This is a genomic window from Alphaproteobacteria bacterium (assembly GCA_019695395.1).
Lineage (GTDB): Bacteria > Pseudomonadota > Alphaproteobacteria > JAEUKQ01 > JAIBAD01 > JAIBAD01.
In genome coordinates this window covers 1-19,153 of the sequence record JAIBAD010000014.1, presented here as the reverse complement: position 1 = coordinate 19,153, position 19,153 = coordinate 1, and the positions used below count along the sequence as shown (strand labels likewise).

Annotated in this window: 21 protein-coding genes; 6 read left to right on the top strand and 15 right to left on the bottom strand. The window is 33.1% G+C overall.

Annotation, left to right across the window (positions count from 1 at the left end; translation table 11 throughout):
- The first annotated feature begins 53 nt into the window (after positions 1–53).
- Positions 54–1,280 carry an FAD-dependent monooxygenase gene (locus K1X44_03850; GenBank protein MBX7146427.1) on the top strand — a complete coding sequence of 409 codons (1,227 nt, stop codon included), beginning with the start codon at positions 54–56 and terminating at the stop codon, positions 1,278–1,280.
- On the opposite strand, the gene K1X44_03845 is transcribed toward K1X44_03850, so the two are convergent.
- Positions 1,267–1,479, bottom strand: a complete 213-nt coding sequence (locus K1X44_03845; protein MBX7146426.1) for a Trm112 family protein — start codon at positions 1,477–1,479, stop codon at positions 1,267–1,269. The two genes, K1X44_03850 and K1X44_03845, sit on opposite strands and share 14 nt — an antisense overlap.
- Before the next feature lie 16 nt (positions 1,480–1,495).
- Positions 1,496–2,428 carry a thioredoxin gene (trxA, locus tag K1X44_03840; protein MBX7146425.1) on the bottom strand — a complete coding sequence of 311 codons (933 nt, stop codon included), beginning with the start codon at positions 2,426–2,428 and terminating at the stop codon, positions 1,496–1,498.
- Between the two features lie 271 nt (positions 2,429–2,699).
- Between trxA and K1X44_03835 the strand changes: the two genes are divergently transcribed.
- Positions 2,700–3,335 (top strand): exopolysaccharide biosynthesis protein, encoded by a 636-nt coding sequence (locus tag K1X44_03835; protein MBX7146424.1) that lies wholly within the window; start codon positions 2,700–2,702, stop codon positions 3,333–3,335.
- Between the two features lie 4 nt (positions 3,336–3,339).
- Here the strand turns inward: K1X44_03835 and K1X44_03830 are convergent, their stop codons facing one another.
- The gene (locus K1X44_03830) at positions 3,340–4,569 is read right to left on the bottom strand and encodes a CoA transferase (GenBank protein ID MBX7146423.1); all 1,230 of its coding nucleotides are present in this window, start codon (positions 4,567–4,569) and stop codon (positions 3,340–3,342) included.
- Positions 4,570–4,658: 89 nt separating this feature from the next.
- On the opposite strand from K1X44_03830, the gene K1X44_03825 reads away from it, so the two are divergent.
- The gene (locus K1X44_03825) at positions 4,659–5,414 is read left to right on the top strand and encodes a creatininase family protein (GenBank protein MBX7146422.1); all 756 of its coding nucleotides are present in this window, start codon (positions 4,659–4,661) and stop codon (positions 5,412–5,414) included.
- Here the strand turns inward: K1X44_03825 and yacG are convergent.
- The 8 genes from yacG to K1X44_03785 all read right to left on the bottom strand — a co-directional run bounded on the left by yacG (position 5,411) and on the right by K1X44_03785 (position 10,170).
- Positions 5,411–5,581: a DNA gyrase inhibitor YacG gene (gene yacG, locus K1X44_03820; protein MBX7146421.1), complete on the bottom strand. Its 171-nt coding sequence runs from the start codon at positions 5,579–5,581 to the stop codon at positions 5,411–5,413. The two genes, K1X44_03825 and yacG, sit on opposite strands and share 4 nt — an antisense overlap.
- A gap of 8 nt (positions 5,582–5,589) precedes the next feature.
- Entirely contained in the window at positions 5,590–6,792 is a 1,203-nt protein-coding gene (locus tag K1X44_03815; protein MBX7146420.1) for a ribonuclease E/G, read from the bottom strand.
- The gene (locus tag K1X44_03810; GenBank protein ID MBX7146419.1) at positions 6,789–7,367 is read right to left on the bottom strand and encodes a Maf family protein; all 579 of its coding nucleotides are present in this window, start codon (positions 7,365–7,367) and stop codon (positions 6,789–6,791) included. The genes K1X44_03815 and K1X44_03810 overlap by 4 nt, the downstream gene beginning before the upstream one ends.
- A 23-nt stretch (positions 7,368–7,390) precedes the next feature.
- Positions 7,391–7,609 (bottom strand): translation initiation factor IF-1, encoded by a 219-nt coding sequence (gene infA / locus K1X44_03805; protein MBX7146418.1) that lies wholly within the window; start codon positions 7,607–7,609, stop codon positions 7,391–7,393.
- An 84-nt stretch (positions 7,610–7,693) separates the two neighbouring features.
- The gene (locus K1X44_03800; protein ID MBX7146417.1) at positions 7,694–8,131 is read right to left on the bottom strand and encodes a DUF2948 family protein; all 438 of its coding nucleotides are present in this window, start codon (positions 8,129–8,131) and stop codon (positions 7,694–7,696) included.
- The gene (gene murA / locus K1X44_03795; protein MBX7146416.1) at positions 8,118–9,398 is read right to left on the bottom strand and encodes a UDP-N-acetylglucosamine 1-carboxyvinyltransferase; all 1,281 of its coding nucleotides are present in this window, start codon (positions 9,396–9,398) and stop codon (positions 8,118–8,120) included. Before murA ends, K1X44_03800 begins: the two co-directional genes overlap by 14 nt.
- Before the next feature lie 14 nt (positions 9,399–9,412).
- A complete protein-coding gene (gene dcd / locus K1X44_03790) occupies positions 9,413–9,967 on the bottom strand; it encodes a dCTP deaminase (GenBank protein ID MBX7146415.1) in 555 nt (184 codons plus the stop codon).
- 32 nt (positions 9,968–9,999) lie between these two features.
- A complete protein-coding gene (locus tag K1X44_03785; GenBank protein ID MBX7146414.1) occupies positions 10,000–10,170 on the bottom strand; it encodes a hypothetical protein in 171 nt (56 codons plus the stop codon).
- A 79-nt stretch (positions 10,171–10,249) separates the two neighbouring features.
- Between K1X44_03785 and K1X44_03780 the strand changes: the two genes are divergently transcribed.
- The gene (locus tag K1X44_03780) at positions 10,250–10,588 is read left to right on the top strand and encodes a hypothetical protein (GenBank protein MBX7146413.1); all 339 of its coding nucleotides are present in this window, start codon (positions 10,250–10,252) and stop codon (positions 10,586–10,588) included.
- Here K1X44_03780 and K1X44_03775 read toward each other — a convergent pair.
- The 3 genes from K1X44_03775 to K1X44_03765 all read right to left on the bottom strand — a co-directional run bounded on the left by K1X44_03775 (position 10,565) and on the right by K1X44_03765 (position 15,746).
- Positions 10,565–12,145, bottom strand: a complete 1,581-nt coding sequence (locus K1X44_03775) for a hypothetical protein (protein MBX7146412.1) — start codon at positions 12,143–12,145, stop codon at positions 10,565–10,567. The genes K1X44_03780 and K1X44_03775 overlap by 24 nt on opposite strands.
- A gap of 123 nt (positions 12,146–12,268) precedes the next feature.
- The gene (locus K1X44_03770) at positions 12,269–14,884 is read right to left on the bottom strand and encodes a glycosyltransferase (protein ID MBX7146411.1); all 2,616 of its coding nucleotides are present in this window, start codon (positions 14,882–14,884) and stop codon (positions 12,269–12,271) included.
- 196 nt (positions 14,885–15,080) lie between these two features.
- A complete protein-coding gene (locus K1X44_03765; GenBank protein ID MBX7146410.1) occupies positions 15,081–15,746 on the bottom strand; it encodes a hypothetical protein in 666 nt (221 codons plus the stop codon).
- Positions 15,747–15,958: 212 nt separating this feature from the next.
- Here K1X44_03765 and K1X44_03760 point away from each other — a divergent pair, with 212 nt between their 5' ends.
- Complete coding sequence (locus K1X44_03760) at positions 15,959–16,438, top strand: DUF192 domain-containing protein (GenBank protein ID MBX7146409.1); 480 nt, start codon at positions 15,959–15,961, stop codon at positions 16,436–16,438.
- A gap of 11 nt (positions 16,439–16,449) precedes the next feature.
- Here K1X44_03760 and K1X44_03755 read toward each other — a convergent pair whose 3' ends face one another.
- A complete protein-coding gene (locus K1X44_03755; GenBank protein ID MBX7146408.1) occupies positions 16,450–17,847 on the bottom strand; it encodes a multicopper oxidase family protein in 1,398 nt (465 codons plus the stop codon).
- A gap of 147 nt (positions 17,848–17,994) precedes the next feature.
- Here K1X44_03755 and K1X44_03750 point away from each other — a divergent pair.
- On the top strand, positions 17,995–19,153 hold a 1,159-nt coding region (locus K1X44_03750; protein MBX7146407.1), incomplete at its 3' end, for an HAD-IC family P-type ATPase.

The following is a 19,153-nucleotide window of genomic DNA, read 5'->3' as shown; positions in this document are numbered from 1 at the left end:
TTTTATTATTATAAAAATAATTATAAAAAAGCTATCATTTTGATAAAATTAGGGTGTCAAAACTGGAAACAAATATAGTCATTATTGGCGGTGGTCTTATAGGCATGACTTTAGCTCTTGGACTTGCAAAGCTAGGGTTAAATATTTGTTTATTTGATCAACAATCTTTAAATCAAACGCTTGATCAAGATTATGATGGTCGATGTTCTACAATTGCGTATGGATCCAAACTTATTTTAGATCATTTTGGTATTTGGACGTCCCTTGAACCTTTTGCTCAACCTATTGTTGATATTAGGGTGTCTGATGGTCATATCAATGGGAAAACGTCCTCTTATCTTCATTATGCTCTCCAAGATCTTGATCCTTCTTCTGTACCGGCTTTGGGATATGTCATAGATAATCAAATTTTACGTCATAATCTATGGGTTCTTATTCAACAATATGCTAATATTTCGTGTTTTTCACCTGCCAAACCAATTATTGCGGGACGGGAAGAAAATTTTGTCTTGCTTGATTGGGATCAAAAGATCAAAACAAAATTGGTTATAGCGGCAGATGGAAAAAAATCATCCACCAGAGATGCGGCTGGAATTAAAATATATGAATATTTTTATTCTCAATCAGCCATTGTAACAACAATTGAACATATTTATCCCCATCATGGCATTGCTTTTGAACATTTTATGCCTGCTGGTCCTTTTGCTGTTTTACCTTTGTTACCAAAAAATCAAAAAAATTATTCTTCAATTGTATGGTCTGATCAACGTATCAAAGCTGAAGAGATGATGAAATTAAACCCAGAAAATTTTTCAAGGGCAATCGAACAAAGATTTCCTTGGTTGGGATCAATAAAGGCTTATGGAAAAAGATGGATTTATCCTCTTAGCTTCTTAAAGGCAGAGCAATATATCGATCATCGTTTGGTGGTGATAGGGGATGCAGCCCATTCTATTCATCCTATTGCAGGACAAGGATTAAATTTGGGATTAAGAGATATAGAATGTTTGGTAAAAACTATTGATGAAGCTTTAAAACTTGGCCTTGATTATGGGGATATCAATATTTTATCACACTATCAAAAATTACGACGACAAGATGTTATGCTGCTTTCTTTAATGACAGATGGTTTAAATAAACTTTTTTCAACAAATAATCCGTTAATCCGTTATGCCCGAGATATAGGATTAACATTAGTTCATCATAATAAACCTGTGAAAAAACTTCTTATGAAACATGCGATGGGATTAACCCAAAGAACACCAGTTATTTTTTACTAGAGATATTTTGATAATATATCAATTCTTGCTCATCTAAAGCTCTAGCCTCGTCAATTAACAGAACAGGGATATTATTTTTAATTGGATAAGCCAAATGGGCTTCTAAACTAATAAGCTCTTGTTTGTCTGCATCATAAAGTAATGATGTAAATGTTTTGGGACATACAATAATGTCTAAAAGCTTTGATGAGAAAGTCATTATATTAAATTCTTTATTAAGAAAATAAAAGAGCAGAAAGTTTTCGTCTTCCTGATAAAGTTAAATCATGTTTTGGGCCTAAAGCTTCAAAAATTTTCAAGAGTTGTTTACGGGCAGCTTCTTCGTTCCAATTTCGATTTTTTTTCATAATGTCTAATAAGGTATTAATTGCGTCTTCAATTTGATTTTGAGCATAATATGCATGGGATAAATTAAGCAATAAATCTAAATCATTTGGCTTTTGGCTAAGCTCAGCTTGAAGTTTTGTAATATCAGATGATGTAGACGTTACTTGTTCAGCAAGTTCTAAACTAGCTTTTACAGCAATAACGTCTTGGTTATTCATTTGATCATTAGGTATTTTATTAAAAACTGTTCGTGCATCTTCGATTTTCTTTTGGGTGATTAAACACCGTACAAGAAGAATCAAAGCTTTAATATTAGTTGGTTCGTGGGTTAATATTTGGTTCAAAATTGTATGGGCAGAAACAAAATCATTTTGGTTAAAACATTCTTCAACTTGATGGAGAGCCTGCTCAATAGGTGATTCTGGAAGAGAATTTTTAGAAACCTTAAGAATATTAGAAATAAAAGTTTTTAATTGGCTTTCAGGTACAGAACCCATAAAACCATCAATAGGTCGTCCTTTATAAAAAGCATAAACGGCTGGAATGGATTGAACTTGCATTTGTGCAGCCAAAGCTTGATTGCGATCCACATCAATTTTTACTAATTTAAGGGCGCCTTTTGCTTCTTTAACGGCTTTTTCTAAAAGAGGACCTAATTGTTTACAAGGTCCACACCAAGGTGCCCAAAAATCAACAATTACAGGCGTATCATTAGACGTTTCAATAACATCTTTAAGAAAAGTCTCTGTAGAAGACTTTTTAATAAGATTTTGATGAACAGCAGAAGGCGAAGCGTTTGATTGATTATCAAATATAAGCATAATGTATTTTCTATTTTAAAGTCATGAATGAATAAATTAATCTTTTTCTATAGTTTAACTCTAAGATATAAGATTAAGTTCAGTAATTAAAAGAGTATTTTTATATTCATATCATAACAATAAAAAAATAAAAGTTAAAAAGCCTTGACAATAGGTTAATTATTAGACCTATTCAAATAACTTATTACTTCTCTAGAGAAAGGCCAATTTTGGTCATAATTAAATGCTAAAATTTGTAAATTATTTAATGCTCAATAGAGTGGATTAATTCATGCATCTTTATGATGATAGAAGAGAAAAAATCTCTAAAGAAAATCATAGATTATCAGTTATTTTTAAAATGCTTATTAAAAATTGGCCGGGGGATAAAATATATTTGCGTGAACTTGTAGAATTATTAGGGAAACGTGGCTATGGGCTAATTATTTTTATTTTATCATTACCAAATTTATTGCCAGTTATTTTGCCAGGGATGTCCACAGCCTTTGGTATACCAATTATTTTTTTAAGTCTGCAATTAATGTTGGGGGCAAAAAAACCTTGGTTACCAAAATTTATTTCTAATCGTGCTGTAAATCATAAAGATTTTTCAAAATTAATGCAGCCTCTTTTACCTTATATTGAACAAACTGAACATTTATTGAAGCCTCGTTTATTAGCTTTAAGTTTTTTTCCTAGTCAAAATGTTATTGGCTTTTTAATGTTTATTCTTGCGATCCTTTTATCTTTACCTTTACCCGGTACGGGTATTGTTTTGGCTATACCGTTAATTCTTCTTTCTCTTGGCCTTTTAGAAAGAGATGGTATTTTTCTAATTTTAGGTTTTATTTCTGGATTATGTGTAGGGATAGGTATTGTTATTTTATTTTGGGAACTTATTCGATCAATGATCCATTTTATTATTTAGGTGTTTATATCACTTTTTTCTTTGCTAAATCTTTTAATTCTGTTTCTGATAAATTAAGCCATTCATTTAAAATTTCATTTGTATGTTGCCCAAGCAAGGGAGGGGGCAATCGATAGCTAACAGGGGTTTCAGAAAATTTTATAGGGTTACCAATTAAATCTACATATCCTTTATAGGCTAAAGGTTGATCTATTGTTATATGCATATCACGTGATTTAATTTGGGGATCATTAAATACTTGATCAATGGTATGGACTGGACTACAGGGCACGCCTATTTTTGTTAATCCTTCTGTCCATTCTATTTGGGATTTTTTTAAAATAATTTCTGATAGCATTCTATAAAGTAAATCCCTATTTTTAACTCGAGCTGAATTTAAAGCAAAGCGTTTATCTTGTGCCCATTCTTGTATACCAGCAAATTGACAAAATTTTTGAAATTGTTGATCATTCCCAATTCCTAAAACAATATATCCATCACAACAGGGTAAAACATTATAGGGTACAATATTAGGGTGTTCATTCCCCATTCTTTTGGGCGATATGCCTGTTGTTAAATAATTTAATCCTACATTCGCAAGCCAAGAAACTTGGGTGTCTAGAAGACCTAAATCAATATATTGGCCTATCCCCGTTTTTGTTCTGTGGTGAAGAGCTGCCAAAATAGCATTGGCAGCATACATACCACACATAATATCTGCGATAGCAACACCAACTTTCATAGGGTTTCCATTGGGTTCGCCTGTAATACTCATAATCCCACCTAAAGCTTGAATTAATAAATCATATCCAGGTTTTTTTGCATAAGGGCCAGTTTGACCGAATCCTGTAATTGAACAATAAATTATTTTAGGAAAATCTTTTTTTAAACTTTTGTAATCAAGTCCATATTTTTTCATATCTCCAACTTTGAAATTTTCGAGAATAATATCCGCGTGACTAATAAGATCTTTAGCAAGTTTTTGTCCCTCCGGTGTTGCAATATCTATTGCCACAGATTTTTTATTACGATTACAACAAAGATAATAAGCACTTTCCGAACTATCTTCATTATTTTTATCTTTAATATAGGGTGGCCCCCAGCCTCTTGTATCATCGCCAATATAGGGGCGTTCTATTTTAATAATTTCTGCGCCTAAATCACCTAGTAATTGTGTGCAAAATGGGCCAGCTAAAATTCTGGAAAAATCAATAATTTTTAAACCTTCTAATGAATTTTTCATCATAGTATCCATTTAGATATAAAATAATAATTTTTATTTTTATACTATAGTATATTTTGGTACAAATTTATAATTTCAATAAAATTGTTAAAGGATTTTGCATGTTATTACAATTATCAACTTGGATAGATGTAGAAAATTATTTGAAAAATAATCAAAGTATCATTATTCCTATTGGGTCTACAGAACAACATGGTCCCAATGGTTTAATTGGTACGGATGCTATATGTCCAGAATTTATTGCTCGGGAAATTGGCAAAAGAAAAAATATTATGATTGCTCCAACATTGGCAATTGGCATGGCGCAACATCATCTGGCTTTTCCAGGTTCAATCACGCTTCGTCCTTCAACTATGATCTCGGTTATTAAAGATGTGGTCAATTCATTAATGTGTCATGGATTTCGTTTTTTTTATTTTCTTAATGGACATGGGGGTAATGTTGCAACTTTGACGGCTGCTTTTTCCGAAATTTATGCAGACAGAAGTTTGACGCAAAATAATCAAAATCTATCTATTGAATGTTATTTGCGTAATTGGTGGCAAGGTGATGATATACAAAAATTATCAAAAGAGCTTTTTGATAATGCTGAAGGGGCGCATGCCACCCCTAGTGAAGTATCCTTAACTTGGCATTGTTATCCTGAAGCTGCTAAACCCATGAATTTTGATCCTATGATTGCCCCAAATGGTACGTTTACAGATGCAATCCACTACCGTAAAGTTTTCCCTGATGGAAGAATTGGATCCAATCCAGGTCTTGCTTCCATAGAGGCTGGTAAACGAATATATGAATGTGCCGTGAATGCCATCCAACAAAATTATCAAGAATGGATAGATAATTTAAAAAAAACTTAATGGTTTTTTAAATCTTCTTCTAAAATTTCATCAGAACTTGCTTTTTCTATTCCTTCGATGCGATATCCTTCTGTCAACCAGCGCATTAAATCAATATTTGCACAGGTTTTTGAACAAAAAGGTTTGAAATTTTTCATAGATTGTTTATGACAAATGGGACAGAGCAAATTTAAACCTATATTTCAAATGATGTGTATCCTAAACCATCACATTTTTTACATATTTTTGTCAATTGTTCCTTAAGGGTTGGACCATAATATTGTCTGGTCATTTCTATTAACCCCAAAGCAGAAAGATGTCCAATCCAAATTTCACTGGGATCATTTTCAAACATTTTTTTAAAAATATGCATCATTTTTTCTTTTAGCTCTTTAGGTGATATATTGATTGTATCAATAATAATGATTCCATGCAAATTTCGAAGGCGTATCTGCAAAGCAATTTCAGCGAAAGTTTCAATATTGCTTTTAAAAAAATATTGATCTTTATCATGATGGTGGGGTGCCACGCCTGCGTTGATATCAATAGTATGAAGTGTTTGATTACTTTCTATAATTAAATGTTTGCCTGAATCTAATTCTACATATGGATTTAAAGCTTGTTCTAGTTGTTCTTGCTCTTCTGTTAAATTTGGAACCCAATGGGAGCTTGGTTGATAAAGTATTTTTTCTTCAATTAAACTGTAATAAAAAGATAATTCTTTTTGTAAAATGCTGATAAGATTACGATGAGAAATGATAATGTGATCTACAAAAAAACCTTGTTGATCACGCAAAATTCTCCACATATGATTTCCATCATCAAATAATTTACCAATTTTTGATAAATTTTTATTATTTTGTATTGTCTGCCATAAATCACGAAATTTGTTAACTTCTTTTAAGATAAAATCAGTTTCTAATGTTTGGGCATTGCGGCGAATAATTAATCCTTCATTTTGATTTTTTATTTGGGTTACAAAATCAATGATAGGTAATGCTTTACTATCTTGCTTTAAATTTTTAGATATTTTTAAGATTTTATCTTCTGGTAAGTAAATAATAGAAAGGCCCGTGAATTTTATTTTGGGGCTAAGCTTTATTAATTTTTGCCCCTGAGCTTGTCGGATAATTTGTACAATAATAAATTCTCCCCTCTGGATAGGTTTTTTATAACCTTGTAAATCAAGAAAGCCAGGTTGATCCAATCCTATATCGATAAAAGCGGCGTTTAAACTATTTTCTAGGGAAAGAATACGGCCTAAATATATATCCCCTTTTGTTGGAGCTAATTCAGAAGTAGAATATTTTTGATAAAATAATAATCTTGATTGATACCAAAAACTTGTAATAAAAAAATCATCTTGCTTACGAATAAATAATTTTTCTGGTGAATTCATGGTGTAAAAATATATCCATGATTTTTAAGAAGGTTATAAGTTTCAGATAAAGGCAATCCCACAATATTGGAATATGATCCTTCAATCCATGAAATGTAGAGGGCTGCCCTACCTTGAATGGCATAGCCACCTGCCTTATCTTTCCATTCATTACATTGCAGATATGTTGTAATTTCGCTAGGACTTAGTTTTTTAAATTGAACTTTAGTTGTAACCACTTTAACTATCGATTTTTGCCAAGGTGTGATAAGAGCAATGCCGCCATAAACTTTGTGGCGCTTACCTGATAAAAGATTAAGGTAATATAATGCTTCTTCTTTTGAGGAAGGTTTAGTTAAAATTTTTTGATTACGTACAACAACAATAGTATCTGCAGCTAATATGTAATGATCAGAAAATTTTTGGTTAATTTTGCTGGCTTTACTTAACGCCAACCGTTGAACGTAGGTTTTTGGTTTTTCGCCTTTAAATTGTATTTCATTAATTTGGGGATCAATAATTTGATCTGGTGTGATACCAATTTGCTTCAGTAGAAGGTGGCGCTGGGGTGATGAAGAGGCCAAAATTAATGGCATAGAATCATCGATTTCTAATGGATTTATTTATAGCGGAATGTAATACGACCTTTTGTAAGGTCATAAGGGGTCATTTCAACGTTAACTCTATCGCCAGCTAAAACTCTTATTCTATTTTTTCTCATTTTGCCAGATGTATGGGCAAGGACAATATGTTCGTTATCTAGTTTTACCCGAAACATAGCGTTTGGAAGTAATTCCGTAACGACACCTGCAAATTCAATTAGGTCTTCTTTTGACATTCCTTTTCCTTATTAAACGTCTCTTGGGTTTGTAAAGACAAATCATTATCATTGCTTATAGTATAAATTATTAATAAAAGTCTACTAATAATGTACAGGAATAGTCCAGGCTGGCCATGTTTGGCCAAAATCATCAAGATAACAGGATAATTTTTGAATATGTATTTTAATAGTAGCTTTGCCAGAAAAAGTTAAAAGCAATTCGTGATCATGGTTCAGAGAAAGAGAAAGTAAGTTCAAAAGGCAATAATTTTTTGTAAAATTAATATTCTGAGTTTGTACTGAAACAACATTATTAAGAATTAAAGCACTTAAAGTACGTTCAAAGTTGGAAAAAGGATCATTAATTTTTTCCCAACAAAAGCGATTTAAAATTAAAATGAAACGATGCTCTTCCGGAAAATATGAAATGTCTTTAATTGAAACAAGAGAATCTTGAATAATACTGGAAAAAAGCTCTAGATCTTCGGGGTCGTTAACTTGAATTTTTAAATGATCTATTTTGGGTTTAGTATCGTTCAATATGTGCCCCGCATTGTTTTAATTTAAGATCAAGATGTTCATAGCCACGATCCAGATGGTAAATGTGATTTAAAATAGTTTCACCTTCTGCGGCTAATCCTGCCAATACTAACGAAACGGATCCACGAAGATCGGTTGCCATTACTTCCGCGCCTGTTAATTGTTTTACCCCCCTGACATGAGCAGATTTTCCCTGAATATGAATGTTAGCCCCCATTCTTGTAAGTTCAGGGACATGCATAAAGCGGTTTTCAAAAATAGTTTCTGTAATAAGGGAAGATCCATCAGCAATACAAAGCAGGGCCATAATTTGTGCTTGTAAATCTGTGGGGAAACCCGGGAATGGTTCAGTCATGATATCAATACCTTTGATATCTTTGTCTTGTCTATAAACTTTTATGCCTTCTTGGGTTTTTTCTAAAACAACACCAGCTTTATTTAATATTTCGACAACAGAACTGATCATATCTAAATCACCTGTGCCTATTAATTCTAGGGTACTATTGGTAATGGCAGCTGCCATAGCATACGTACCAATTTCAATACGATCTGGGATAATATTATGTGTGGCGCCATGTAATTTTTCCACACCAATTATTTTTAGTGTATTTGTTCCAATGCCTTCAATAAGTGCCCCCATTTTTTTAAGACACAGAGCTAAATCCACTATTTCGGGTTCTCTTGCCGCATTTTCTAAAAGGGTCTCACCTTTGGCAAGGCACGCGGCCATTAATAAATTTTCTGTAGCACCCACCGAAATCATAGGAAAAATAATTTTTGCCCCTGTTAAACCTTGCGGGGCTGCAGCATGCACATAACCTTCATGCAAGGTGATTTTGGCCCCTAATGTTTCAAGGGCATTTAAATGAAGATCTACAGGTCTTGCCCCAATTGCACATCCACCTGGAAGAGATACTTGGGCGTGCCCAAAACGGCTCAAAAGTGGACCTAGAACTAAAATGGATGCACGCATTTTCCGAACGATATCATAAGACGCTGTTGTGTTGTTAATATTATGGGCCTTTAATGTTATTGTTCTATGTGCAGAAAATTTTTCTTTAGGATGGTTTAATTGTGTATGGGTTCCAAGTTCTTCAAGAAGGGCAATCATGGTATTGATATCGGCCAAGTCTGGAAGATTATTTAAGATCAAAGGTTCATCAGTTAATAAGCAAGCAGCCATAATAGGTAGCGCTGCATTTTTAGAACCACTTATTAATAATTTACCTTTAAGTTCCTGCCGGCCGTGTATATGAATTTTTTGCATATTAATTATTTAACTTAAAGTCTGGGTAAAGTAACGCCGGTTTGTTTCATATATTTGCCTTGCCGGTCCGCATAAGATACGTCACATTCTTTATCGCTTTTCAAAAATAAAAACTGGCATGCACCTTCAAACGCATATATTTTGGCAGGAAGTGGCGTTGTGTTCGAAAATTCTAATGTAACATGTCCTTCCCATTCTGGTTCCAGTGGTGTTACATTAACAATAATGCCGCATCTGGCATAAGTTGATTTACCAAGACAAATAACCAAAACATCGCGAGGGACACGAAAATATTCCACAGTACGTGCGAGCGCGAAACTATTGGGTGGGATAATGCAAACATCGTCAATTTTTTCAACTAAACTATTTGAAGAAAAGTTTTTGGGGTCAACAATGGCGTTGTTAACATTTGTGAAAATTTTAAATTCATTTGATACTCTTGCATCATATCCATAAGATGAAAGCCCATAAGAAATGGTGCCTGCACGTTTTTGTGAATCAACAAAAGGTTCAATCATACCTTTTGTTTGCGACATTTCGCGGATCCAATTATCTGGCATGATTGACATAATATATTTTCCTTAAAGAGATAATAATGAAGTTAATTTTGATCTAGTAATGACTTTTTTGCCCGCTGTTGTTGTTTTCTTTTAAATAGATTGTCTTTTAAAGCTTTGGCAAGACGATTATGTCGATCTTTATCACGGGCATTGTCAGAGGTATTTTGATTGCTTTGTTGATTTGATGGTTGCTTAGATTTATTTATAGACATAATACTATTTGATAGATTAAAAGAGCACATTATAATAGGTAGGTTTTTAAACTTTAAATTTCTTTCTGTCTAATTAAAAATGAAAAATAAGAGAGCACAAGTTATTTTTTATATCACAATTTTTTGTGTTTTGATATGTGCTTTATTACTTAGGTTTTTATTAATTGAACCTCGCGATATTGGTATAGAATGTACCCAATTATTTACATGGGTTTGCGCAATACGAAAGGCGATCATTGATTTATTTGTCTATCGTCTTTTAGGAATTACAGCATTAATCTTGGCTATTTTGGCCTATAAAAAATCTTTGGTTTTTTTTGCAAAATATGCGTTGATTTTGTCAATTTGTGGTCTTGTTCTCTACAATCCTGAACTATCTTCGGTGGCTTTTGTTTTATCTTTTTTGAAACTTGTTTAAAGCCCTATCAAAAAATTGGGTATAACGTATTTTATCGCTAAATAAAATAAGACCAATAATGAACCATTGCCATGTCTCGTGGTTTATAAATTTTTCTTGAAAAATAATAAAGGGACAAAGAATTAAAACCAGGATAAACAAGGCTGATTTTTGTCGTGGTGCTAAAGAATATTTTTTTTCTGAATGTTCCAATAAAGGATAAAGAAAAGATATTAGTCCGGAAAACCAGAAACTAGATAAGGGGAAATCACGATATCTAGGATCAAATACCAAAAGTAATGTGTTAATAATAAAAAGAAGACAGACCGCAAAATGCGCTATTTGAAAAATTGTATCATAACTTATTATTATAGATTTTTTCCTCTTATCTTTTTTTAAGAAAAGAAGCATATCATAAGAAAAACAGGCAGGTCCAAAAGTAATTTTAATTAAAGAAATAGCTAAAATTATATTTAATATAAAATAGACAATATATAAAGATGTTTGGCCTAATGTCCAACTTCGAATTAAAAGATCATGATATTGAAACACCAGACTAATTCCTAAACATTGAATAATACCCATGATGTATAGAGAATATCGAATAAAATGGGATGTTTTATGGGAAGTTAAAGTTAAAATTTTATTCAGAAAAATAAATAATAAAATCCCAGAAATTATAAAGCTTGCAAAAAAATAATTTTGCCATTTATTATAATTACTTATCGGTTCTGAAAAAGTAAAACGTGGTAATCGATCTTCAGTAAATAATCCCCAATATCCACCCACCGTTCCTTCTAATGTGCGTTTCCAAGGTTGATCAAAAGCTTCGATAAGATTATAGTCCCATTTTCTTTGATCGGCTGCTTCTAGAAATTGACGTAAATAAAGGCTTTGATTAATAGGACTTGGGATAGCTTGTTGTCGTATTCTTCCAAAACTCGGCCATCCAGTTTCACCAATAAAAATTTTATGGTTGGGAAAAACTTCATGCATTTTATTTAAAATAGCATCAATATGTTGAAGGGAATGTTGGACCGATATCGGTTTATCTTCCCAATAAGGTAGAATATGGATGGTAATAAAATCTACATACTTAACTAATTCCGGATAATGGAGCCAAAATTCCCAAACATCTGCATAAGTAACGGGTAAGGTTGTTGATTTTTTTACTTGCAGAATAAAATCATTAAGTTTTTGGGGGCTAAGCTCGCCCCGCAAAATAACCTCGTTGCCAACAATAATAGCTTTAATGGATGTGGGATAATTTTTAGTTAATGTTAACGCATGTGTAATTTGTTTTTGATTAGCCTTGTCTTCACGTCCGATCCATATACCAAGAAGTATTTTGATATTATATTTTTGAGCGACCGGTAAAATTTGATCAAGACCTTGATCGGTTGCATAAATACGCACACATTTTGTATAAGATGATAAAAGGTGAAAATCATTTTCTATTTGGGTTATAGGAACAATAAAGTTTGGGTCAAATGGTGTTTGTGTACCACGAAATGGTGTATAAGAAACGCAATTAATTTCTTTTGTAGATAAAGGTAAAAGATGAATAGGCCGTCCCACCCAAAACCAAAAATAATAAGATAAACAAGAAAAAAATAGAAATAATATTAAAAATATACCGCTACTTTTTAATTTGGATAATAAATTTTTATTTAAATAATTAATTTTATATGCTCTTGACGATTATAAAAAATTAGTAGGGGTAGGATTTTTTTTATGGCCCAATTTAATAAAAGATGGAAGAGAAATTTTTGGGAATGTATTTACAAATGAAAAAAGAATTGCTGCAAAATAAGGTAAGGCTTGAATCAAAAGCATAACTGACCACCATAGGGATGCAGGCTCTACCAGGCCTCTTGTCAAGGCAATAGAACAAGCCCCTGTAACCAAAAGAATAAAAATAGATGCTTCTTCCCATACCATTAATAAACTTCGCAATAAAGCTGGTTTATTTTCAAGCTTTGGGGTGACTAAAAAAGGTAATTTAGATGTAAAAAGACCATACCATATTGCTTTGCCTACGGTATGGGATAGGGCTAGTCCAGCGATAGCTGCATTTAAGCTATTGGTAAATCCACTTTTAAGTTGAATTAAATAAAGCCATATAGATTTGATAACTTTAAAACCAAACACACTGAGCGTTACAATTAAAAATAAAATAAGTGGGGGTTCAAAATAAAAAGGCCAAAAAATCATGCCAAAGGTCCACACCAGAGCACAAAAAATAAAAATAAGCTGAAGCGCATCAGCCGCCCATGTAAGCCAACCTGCAATAAAATGATAACGCTGGGCCAAGGTTAATGTAGTTTTCTTTAAATTGAAAAAATATTGCCAATGATGTTTTAATATTTGCATGGCCCCATATGCCCAACGAAACCGTTGCTTTTTATAGGCTGTCAAACTATCTGGCATTAACCCTTGGCCAAAACTTTGGGGTGTATAAATAGATTGATATCCTGCTTCATAAAGCTTTAAGCCTAATTCGGTATCTTCAGTGATACACCATTCTTCCCATCCCCCAATTTTTTCTAACGCAGATTTACGAATTAAAGCCATTGTCCCATGTTGAATAATGGCATCACGTTCATTACGTTGGACCATTCCCAGTTTGAAAAAACCTGCATATTCCCAATAACACATTTTCTTAAAAAGATTTTCATCGGAATCACGATAATCCTGGGGGGCCTGAACCAAAGCTATAGCAGGATTATCAAATTGGGATACAAGATATTTGAGCCATTCGGGCTTTACCACGTAATCACTATCAATTGTTCCAATAATTTCAGCTTTGGGATCTGTATGTTGAAGTGCAAAGTTTAAAGCCCCTGCTTTAAAGCCTGGCCATTTTGGCAGATGAAAAAATTTAAATCTTTCCCCTAATTTTTGACAATGTGCTTCAACTGGTTTCCATAAAGCTTCATCTTTGGTGTTATTATCAATAAATAAGACTTCATAATTTGGATAATCAAGGTTGGCTAAAGCATTTAAAGTTTCAATAACCATATCGGGTGGTTCATTGCATGCAGGAACGTGGATGGAAACCTTGGGTGAATTTTCAGGTAAATGTAAAGGTACAGGTTCAAGGCGTCGTCGCCATAAATATTTCCATAAAACTTCGCCTAACTCTATGGCTTCTGTCAATACAACAAGTAAAAGAAGAAGGAGAGGAAAAGCCATAACAATAGCTAGAATAATATTGGGCGTTGTTAAATACCGGTTTGTATACCCAATCCAAATTAAAACAATTAGGGTAGCAATCCCTTGAATAAGGGCAGCAAAAAACATACGGCCTCTTAATTTGATATCATGTTCTCGTGCCAGAAGCCATAAAGTAAAGGGAAGTGCCAGAAGAATAGAAGCGAAAGCAAGAATTGGCCAATTGGGTTGATTTTGTAAAGGATCTTCAAAAGAAAATTTTTGTTGGCGATGAACGTCCCATAACCCCCAATAGGCACCTACCCCACCTTCTAAATTAATTTTCCAGGGTTGATCGAAAGCTTCGACGATAAAGTAATCAAGCTTTAATTTGCTTGCGACTGTTAAAAAACGTCTTAAAAAAATGCCTTGATTAACTGGGGATGCGACAGCTGACATTCTTGTGAGCCCATCACTTGGCCATCCAACCTCAGTTAAGACAATTTTTTTACCTGGGAATTTGACCCTTAGATCATTTAAGCGTTCTAAAATAAAAGGGATAGCATTTTCAATATCAATACCTTCCCAAAAGGGTAAAATATGGGCCGCAATATAATCAACTTCGTTAGCTAATTCTGGATATTTTAACCAAACATGCCAGGTTTCAGATGTGCTAACCGGAATTTTGACACGTGCTCTGACTTGTCTCAAATATTGGATAAGTTGATCAGCATTAACATCCCCGCGCAATAAACTTTCATTACCTACAAGAACACGATTAATATTTGAATTTTCCTTGCTTAATTTAATAAGGCCTTCGATTTCTTTTTGGTTATCTTCCTCAATAGGACTAATCCAAGCGCCAGCTGTTACTTTTAATTTTTTTTCGGCAGCAATGGCTGGTACTTCTGTTAAAATTCCTGTGGCATTATAAGTTCTTAAAGAGGTTGTCTTTGTTGATAATAAATCAATATCTTGTTTTAACTCATCAAGGGTGGGGGGCACAATTTCAAGAGGTGTTTGTCCAGCACGATAAGGGCTGAAAGATAATCCTTTGATGGTTCCAGACCAACTGGTTTCATGAACGGGAAGATTATTAATAGCCCATAAAATAATCATAATACCCGCAAAACTGAGGCCAATGATTAAATTAGAAAGGCGCATATTCGATTAATTTGGTATTCAAAGTTAACTTTTATTTTTAAAAGGGTAGAATCAGTAAATTGATATACACTACCAATATATGTTTTTTTTTAAAAACTAAAGGTTAAAGTTTTTATTACAAATATATTTTAATAATGAATATAAAAAAACTGGCCTAAAGGGCCAGTTTTTTACTTATGGATTTTACTAATTGAAATTAATGATCTTGTTCACATGTTTCAATTTGACCTAACATACTTTCACATACAGTTGAAGATGAAGGTAGTGAAGAAATAGCAGCTGGGTTATTTGTAGGATTTACTCCAGATATTGGTTGACGTGAAGGAACGTTATTGCCAACATTCAACCCAATCCGAATTTTAGGATCACGGTTTTTATCTAAACTAATATCCTTAGAAAGAACACCACCACCAGGATTATCAGAACCACCTGATCCGGAACCTACACTACCACCTGGAATTCCAGCTCCACCAGGAAGAGTATTTCCACCAGGTACATTAGAATTAGAACTTCCTACTCTAACACCACCAGGAGCAGGGGTGCTACTTGGTGTGGTTTCACCACTGCCTGTACTTACGCCACCAGGTATAGGTAATACGATAGGAGGCACGCCATTCCCATCAGAAGGGGCAGTTTCAGCGCGTGGAGTTTCAAAAGGTCCACTGGATTCAGACAATAAAATTTTAACGCCACCAAATGGGCCATCATTATTGCCATCTTTATCTGCGTGATCGCGGCCATCAACAGATTTTCCTTCCATTGATTTTCCACCACCAGGGGCACTTTGTGCATAAGCAGTACCACCTATAAAACTTAAAACAATAAGAGAGACAAATAATGATTTAACTGTAATATAATTCATTGTATTATTTCCTTTTCTTTGCATAATTTATTTGTAGTATTTTTAAATAAATAATTTTTTAACTTAACTTCTGATGGTTTTATTTTAATAATTTTAATCTAAGAATAAAGTATTAAAAAAAAGTTAACATTTTTAATTTTTTTGAAAAAAACAAACAATACCTATGATAAATAGATAATTTTATTAACTTTAAAATAAGAGGTACTTGAAAAGTGAATTTATTTTTTAGAGAAAGAAAATTAGTTTTACTTTCTTTTATATTCTTTTTTTTTATAACTAACTCGGCAATTGCTTTGGTTGTTTTTGAAAAGGATAAAGTAACGCTTCAAACATCAACAACTAAAATTAACCTGGATATTGAATTAGCATTAACCGCTGAGCAAAAAGAACAAGGTTTAATGTTTCGAACAAAATTAGCAGCTGATTCGGGAATGTTATTTATTTTTCAGCCTGCGCAATTTGTTCAAATGTGGATGAAAAATACCTACATTCCTTTAGATATGTTATTTATTGATAATCAAGGGAAAATTGTATCAATTGCAGAACGAAGGGTACCTTTATCGACGCAAATTACTTCTTCAACAGAACCTGTGATGGCGGTGCTAGAATTAAATGGGGGTGTGGTTGAAAAATTGGGGGTTAAAAAGGGTGATATGATTTATCATCGTTTCTTCAATAATGTGCTACCCTAAAATCATAAAATTTATATATATTTTAAATGGGTCATCATACCTGAAACCATATGGTATAAATGATGACAATGAAAAGCCCATACCCCTGGATTATTGGCATGAAACCCTATGGTAATATTTTGTCCTGCCGGTACTAAAATTGTATCTCTTACAGCACCTTGGATTTTCTTTTCATTAATTTCTAATATTTGAAAATGATGACCATGAAGATGAATAGGATGTGACATCATAGATTGATTGGATAAAAAGATTTCTACCCAATCATTGTGTGTAACATGAAAATTATTATCTTTTGTTTGGTGGTTATAGATATCAAATCCCCAATTATAAGGGGCCATGTCCCCAATTAATTTAATAGTAAAATATGCGGTATTAGTTTTATGATCAGAAAAAACGACTAGAGAATTAAGAGCTTTTAAATTTTGTTCTAATTGGATGCCAACAATATCAGCAGGTTTATTATTGGTTTCTGGGATTTTTTTGATATAACTTGATTTGCTCTTTAAAATTAGACCTGTTTGGGTTGGTTGTCCTTCTAATCTTGCCAAGATGGGATAGCTACCTTCTTCTCTAGGTAAATGGATGATTAAATCCAGACGTTGGGCCATAGCAAGCGGGAATATTTTACCTTTTAAAGGTACAATAGAAATTCCATCAACTGCAATTAATGTTGCTGTCAGTGATCCTAAATCAATAAAATAATTTGTTGAAGAAGCTGCATTAATTATTCGTAAGCGAATAACATCACCTTTATCAATTGGAACAATTTGGGGGTCATCTAATGTTCTATCGTTAACTAAATGGGCATCATAAGCAATATCATGTAAATCCATGACACTTTGATGATGCTGATGGTTGGTTGGGGATTGCTGGTGTAATGTGTGTAAAAGTTCTTCAGGTTTTTTGTAGCTAAAATCATGAATCATGTAAATTATTTCTTGTACATTTTTATAGGGATCTTTGTCATCATATATAATTAAAGGGGCTGCTAATAAAGATTGTTCTTGCATACCCATATGCGAATGCATCCAATTTGTGCCCGATTTTTTTAAAGGGAAAGAATATTGATAAGTTTGGTTCAGCAAAAGTGGATCTTGATAAAGATGGGGGACCCCGTCCAAAGCTGCAGGGGGTGTTAATCCATGCCAATGAATAAGACTGGGCTCTTCAATTTTGTTTGTTAAATGGATATTGAATCCGTCGTTTTGTTTTAAAAACAATCCTTCTTTTCCGTTATTTTGGAAAAGACCATACAGTTTTGCTGCTTTACCCTTAATTTCAAGGGTTTTATAATCTATATTTAAATAGGTAGGGTTGGAAGTTTGTGCATATAGGGGATGAAACAGCTTAGTTCCAATATAGCTTGTTATCCCTAATTTTAATAAAGTTCTGCGTGAAATAAAAGACATATGATTACCGAATAAATATTGAATAAATAGTTTGATAGATTACCCTAGGGTAAGGTCAAGGTTTTTTTATAAATATTTATGTTGACCCTACCCGTTGGTGAAGGTTGATAATAGATAAGGAATAATTTTTTAAAGGTTAAATTTATTATGAATCCAATGGTTTTTAAAGTACAAGGAATGCGTTGTGCTGGATGTGTTACCAAGATAGAGAAACATTTATCAACATTGCCTTTGGTTGAATCAGTAAACGTAAATTTTATAGAAAATAAGGTAACATTATATCTTAAAAATAAATCATTAACACCTTGGAAAATTATAGAAGCTATACGAAAGCTTGGTTTTGAAGCCACGTTAGATGAAAATGCTGATCAAACAAATTCCCAATATCAATTACGTAAAAATTTTTATGAGTTAATTTTTAGCTTTTTATTCATGGTGATACTGGTGGCCCCCATGATTATGGATTGGATGGGCTTTAATTTTATGTGGCCTGGTTGGTTTCAATTGATATTGGTATTACCAGTTCAGTTTTGGATAGGACGTTCTTTTTATAAAGGGGCATGGTTTTCCTTAAAAAATAGAATGTTTACAATGGATACATTGATTGTACTTGGTACGACAGCTGCTTTTGGGCTAAGCTTGTATAATTTAATTGTTATGATGATACATGCACAGCACATAACGCATTTATATTTTGAATCGTCAGCTGTTATTATAACCTTTGTTCTTTTAGGTAAATATATTGAGCAAAAATCATTGAAACAAAGTGATGATGCCGTACAATCTTTAATACAATTACAACCGAATAAAGTAGAAGTTAAACGTCACAATGAACTTGTAACAATTTCTTTGCAAGAATTAAAAATTAATGAAGAAATTTATATTAAAGCAGGAAGCCATATTCCTGTGGATGGAACCATTATTGAAGGCCAAAGTGACATTCATGAAGCTATGCTTACGGGTGAAAATCTTCCTGTTTTAAAAAAAATAGGGGACAAGGTCATGGCAGGGACATTGAATGGATTTGGCCATTTAACTGTTAAAGTTGATGCCATTCAAGAAGGGACAAGATTATTTAATATTATTAAACTTGTGACAGAGGCACGTCAGCAAAAAATTCCTATCCAAAGATTAATTGATCGGTTAAGTGCATTTTTTGTGCCCGTAATTATTTTTATTGCTCTTGGTACATTTTTGGGGTGGTGGGCATATAATGGGAATGTTGACCAAGCACTTATTAATGCAATTTCTGTTTTAATTATTGCCTGTCCTTGTTCTTTGGGTCTGGCAACGCCCGTTATATTTT